4 protein-coding genes are annotated in these 4813 nt (G+C 31.6%); all 4 read right to left on the reverse strand.

The genetic code is table 11. The annotated features are described in order from the left end of the window. Nucleotides 1-763: 763 nt before the first annotated feature. Complete coding sequence (locus Q4512_RS16245; protein ID WP_303426436.1) at nt 764-1672, reverse strand: VOC family protein; 909 nt, start codon at nt 1670-1672, stop codon at nt 764-766. Between the two features lie 149 nt (nt 1673-1821). Further along, on the reverse strand, nt 1822-2538 hold the full coding sequence (locus Q4512_RS16250) for an HNH endonuclease (RefSeq protein ID WP_303426437.1): 717 nt from the start codon (nt 2536-2538) through the stop codon (nt 1822-1824). 152 nt (nt 2539-2690) lie between these two features. Further along, nucleotides 2691-3749, reverse strand: coding sequence for a GTP pyrophosphokinase family protein (locus tag Q4512_RS16255; RefSeq protein WP_303426439.1), 1059 nt, complete (start codon nt 3747-3749; stop codon nt 2691-2693). 164 nt (nt 3750-3913) lie between these two features. After that, nucleotides 3914-4708 (reverse strand): cation transporter, encoded by a 795-nt coding sequence (locus Q4512_RS16260; RefSeq protein WP_299385387.1) that lies wholly within the window; start codon nt 4706-4708, stop codon nt 3914-3916. Nucleotides 4709-4813 lie beyond the last annotated feature (105 nt).

The raw sequence follows: 4813 nt of genomic DNA on the forward strand, positions 1-4813 counted from the left end.
AGAAAAAACTCGAAATATTCAATGTTTAGTTTTCCGTTAAATATGGAATTCGATTTTCCGAGTTGTTTTTGGTAACGGTTTTGTGTATGCTTTGTTGCGTATTTTAGCAACTAAGTTAGCAAATAATAACCGAATAGAAAATCCGCGAGGATTTTCGTAAGCAGTCTAGAACTAGCAATAAAATATACACGTTGTTAACTGCTTTCGCGACAAATAAGAGTAAGCAGATTTAGATTAGCAATAAAGATTGGACAATAAAAAAAAACAAAAGCTAAACGCTAGTTTTGCTTTTACAACTTAATAACGAAAAGTGTTTATTTTCAAACGCTTTGTAGTATTTAGCTTTTGAGTGATTAATCCGCAAGCAATTTTAATTTCCGTAAGTGCTAGATTCCAGTATTTTAAATTCAGAATTCGAGTAAGAGATTCCGAAAGCAAGGAATTCAATATCTGAGTAAATTCAGAGTTTGAGTAAAAGTTTTTTCAGAATTGAGTAAGGAAAAACTCTGATGAATAATGTTTTTAGAAATTCAGTTAAAATAGGAGTTACAATTTTCGGAGCGATTGCATTTAACGTGTTTGTATATGGTTTGTTGCGTGGTTAAGCACGTAATTTAGCAAATAAAAACCGAATAGAAAATCCGCGAGGATTTTCGTAAGTAGGCTAGAACTAGCAATAAATTATATACGGTGTTAGCACCAGTTTTTTAATCATTTATATAATCTGTTGTTCATTTAATGAAAAGTGTAGTCTTTAGTATTTTCAACGCCAAATACCTTCAGGAATTGGTTTTTCCTCTACTATTTCTACTAATAGACTGTCAGGACCTCTAACAAAAAAACTTTTCATTCCGTGAATAGAGTCAATTTTTATACTATGAACAATATCTAGTCCATCAGATTTCATTTTATTCATTAGAAACTCAATATTTTCAGTTGAAAAACCAATATGATCGATTGAGCTACCATCTGTTGGTTTAATTTCTTCATTAGTCCACCACGATTCTTCCTCAACTGGTTTGCCAAACACAATTATATTAATATTATTGACGGTCAATAAATTCCATTTCCATCGAAGCTCGTTATTCTGCCATTGCTTCGCTTCTTTATATACTGGAAGGAATCCTAGATTGGATTCAAACCAGTTCATAGTTTTATCAACATCAGATGATAGTAAGTGGATATGTTCAAACCTATGATTTTTGTTTCCAGTATAAACTTCTATGACTTCTTTTTCTGGGCCAAGAAAGTACATCCAAAAATTATCACCAAGAGGTGTAATGTTGGTATGAACCGCTATTCCCTCATTGACTCTCCAGTCAAATTCAGATTGACCATCCACACCTGACCAACCAATATGCCATAAACTTGAACCTAAATGTGTTGATGGTGCAGTATCGACAAGGTTCATTAATAAAAACGATTTTTCCGTAAAAAGAGCATCCACTCGCTCTCGATATTTTACTTGAGTCGCACCAAAGTATTTTTGATAATATGCAATAGTTGAATCTCTGTCTGTAACATTTAGATGGATATGATGGAAATTCACTTTACTTAATTTTTCAGTCTCTTCGGGTATTTCAGGTAGCTGTTTACATCCAACAATTTGAAATATTAGAACAATGAAGACAATTACGGTAGTTCTATATTTTATGTCATTCAAATTATTCATTTTTTTAAATTGGTGCTAACGTGTTTGTGTATGATTTCGTTGCGTGTTTCAGCAACTAATTTAGCAAATACAAACCGAATAGAAAATCCGCGAGGATTTTCGTAAGTAGGTGAGTACTAGCAATGAATTATACACGGTGTTGTGCACAGTTATTTACATATTTCATTAAAATGATAATCCAAAAATGATTCATCAGGTTCATTGATTTTCGGTTTTTTAAATTTCAAACCTGTCAAAAGCTTTTCAATTTGTCCGTCAGACTTTGTTCCGAAAATAATATTGTATTCAGAGTCCAACGAAAAATATCCTTTATCGAACATTTTGTCGTGTAAAACACAAAAACAAATCGCGTTTTTTGGATTTAACCTTTCTTCTTTATCTACAGTCCAAGGTTTAATGTGGCTGCATATTAGTAAGTCGGTTTTGTTTATTTCGCAAATTGCACAAGTCGAATTGTAATTGTCCAATACAATTTCTCTTAGTTTATTTTGATAAGCTCGAACTTTGATTTCGCTTTTTGATTCAGTCGGATTATTGTTTTTATTAATTTCTTGATTTCGCACAAAGTATTTTTCCGCTTCCTCCTTTACAATATTCAATTCGTCAATAATATCCAACGCTCTTATAAAATCTAAATCATTATTTTCCCGAAGTTCTGAAATTGAATGTTTGTTTAAAATACCTTTTCTATCTCCACGAATATTGAAATGATGTAATAATTCCATTACTACAAATCCGCCACCTCGTGCAGGTGCTGGTAAATCAAGTATTTCTCTTTGGATATTCCTATGACTTTTTCCGTCAATTAGATAGGCTTTTAATACTTCGGCAGTTATGTAATTATTAAATTTATCAGTGATTGCCATAGTTCGGTTTTAATTGTGCACAACGGTTTCGGCTATGAGTAGTTGCGTGGTTTAGCCTTAAACTTTGCTAGTATACACCAAACTGAAAATCCGCGAGGATTTTCAGAAGTAGGCGAGAACCAGCAATTACTTATAGCCAATGTTGTGTACAGTTATTTTATCTTTTTATATGTATCAATAATTTCTTTTCCTGCTGGATTATTCTTGTTTTTACTAATTTTTTCTGAATAATATTTATTTGCAAAATCAATATCTTCGGTTTTACCTACCAATAAATAACATAAGTAAAATAAGGAAATACCTCTTTCAAAACTTCCATCACCTGCGTTTCCAACCCATTCAGATGCAAAATTAACCACATTGTCTTTTTCCCTTTTCAAAATAGTTTCTAAATCTTTTATAGAATCGATATTAAGATAGTGAAGTTTATCAACGTGACTTTCTAAACTGTATGTTTCGGTTTCCGACATTAACTTGCAACCAGTATTTTTACATATACCTTCGTCAATTTGTTTTAATAATTTATTAGATAAAATAAATGATTTTAATGAAGCCGCATTAATTTCAACATCTTCGGGATGAGTTTTTATTGTTTCGTCAATTGTCTCTTCGTAAGTATTTAAACCTTTCTTTATATTTACGAATTCAATATCGGCAGTTTCTAATAGAGCAGCTACTCTATAAAAATTTCTTTTCAATATATCAGGAATAGACTGTTCACTTTTATATCCAATATCGTGTTCAATTTCAGCCCAAGCGTGTTGAAGAATCGACCTTATTTGAATCTCAATTTTTATATTCTTAAACCTCTTATATTCAGTTAGTTTTTTTCTTTCTTTAGTAAGTGTAACGACATAATGTAGAGATTTATAACCAAATCTGTCGGATTCTAATTTCCTTTTATCGATTGAGTTTTCATCGTCAAGTTCAAATTCTTTTCTTATAATTTCTGCCACTTTATCGACCTCATCCTCTAAATAAGTGATTATTCTCAAACCAACTAAATCGGTTATTTCGTCTAAAGCTTTATATTTTTGATTTTTACGATAAATTTTTTCATCAAGTTTGTTTATCCCTTTAGTTCTGGATTCAATTTTATGAAAATTCACTTCATTTTGAACCAATAATTCACGAATTAGTACTTCAGCTTTAAGTTTAAAATCTTCATATTTTTTATAGCCTAATTTATATTCATTCGTTAATTTATGCATATCGTTTATTTAATTGTACACAACGTGTTTGTATATGGTTTGTTGCGTGGTTTAGCACGTAATTTAGCAAATAAAAACCGAATAGAAAATCCGAGAGGATTTTCATAAGTAGGCTAGAACTAGCAATAAATTATATACGGTGTTGTAAGTAGTGCTTTTTTCGTTCATTTACTTAATTTCAAAATCCGAAATGCTCCTTGAATTACCAATGCAAAAACAATTGTTCCGATAATCAAATCAGGTTTATTAGAACTCAAATAATGCACTAAAATTCCTGCAATTATTACTCCCAAATTGATAATCACGTCATTCGAAGTAAAAATCATACTCGCTTTCATATGTGCTTCTTCTTTGCTCTTTGACTTTTGCAAAATATAAAGACAAATTCCGTTTGCGATAAGTGCAAAAATCGAAACAATAATCATTGTTGAAAAATCGGGAAGTTTCTCGTTTCCTAAAAATCTTCTCAAGACTTCTACAAATCCAATAATCGCAAGTATTATTTGAAAATATCCAGCAAGTTTGGCAATCCGTTTTTTCTTTATTACTGTTCCGCCAACCGCAAACAAACTAATTCCATACACAAAACTGTCCGCAAGCATATCTAAACTATCGGCAACAAGTCCCATAGATTTTGAGATAATTCCTGTTGTCATTTCGATTATGAAAAACGCAAAATTTATGATAAGTACAGACCAAAGAAGTTTTTTCTGATTTTCGTTTTCTTTAAATTCCGTTTGGTCGGTTTTTTCAGTTGAGATTTTCTTTCCGCCTAAATTCAATTCGATAACGGACTTTTCGATTTGGTCAATTTCTCCGCTGTGAAAAACGGTCAATTTTCGGTTCGGAATATCAAATTCCAAATTTGCAATGCTCGAAATTCCGTCCAATTTCATTCGGATTAGATTTTCCTCTGAAGGACAGTCCATTTTGGTAATTTCAAATATCGTTTTATTCACTTGGTTTCTGGGTTTTTCGGCATTACTTACAACGGTCTTGTGTATGCTTTGTTGCGTGTTTAAGCACCTAAGTTAGCAAATAAAAACCGAATAGAAAATCCGCGA

Source organism: Oceanihabitans sp. 2_MG-2023, assembly GCF_030547245.1.
Classification (GTDB): Bacteria; Bacteroidota; Bacteroidia; order Flavobacteriales; family Flavobacteriaceae; genus Oceanihabitans.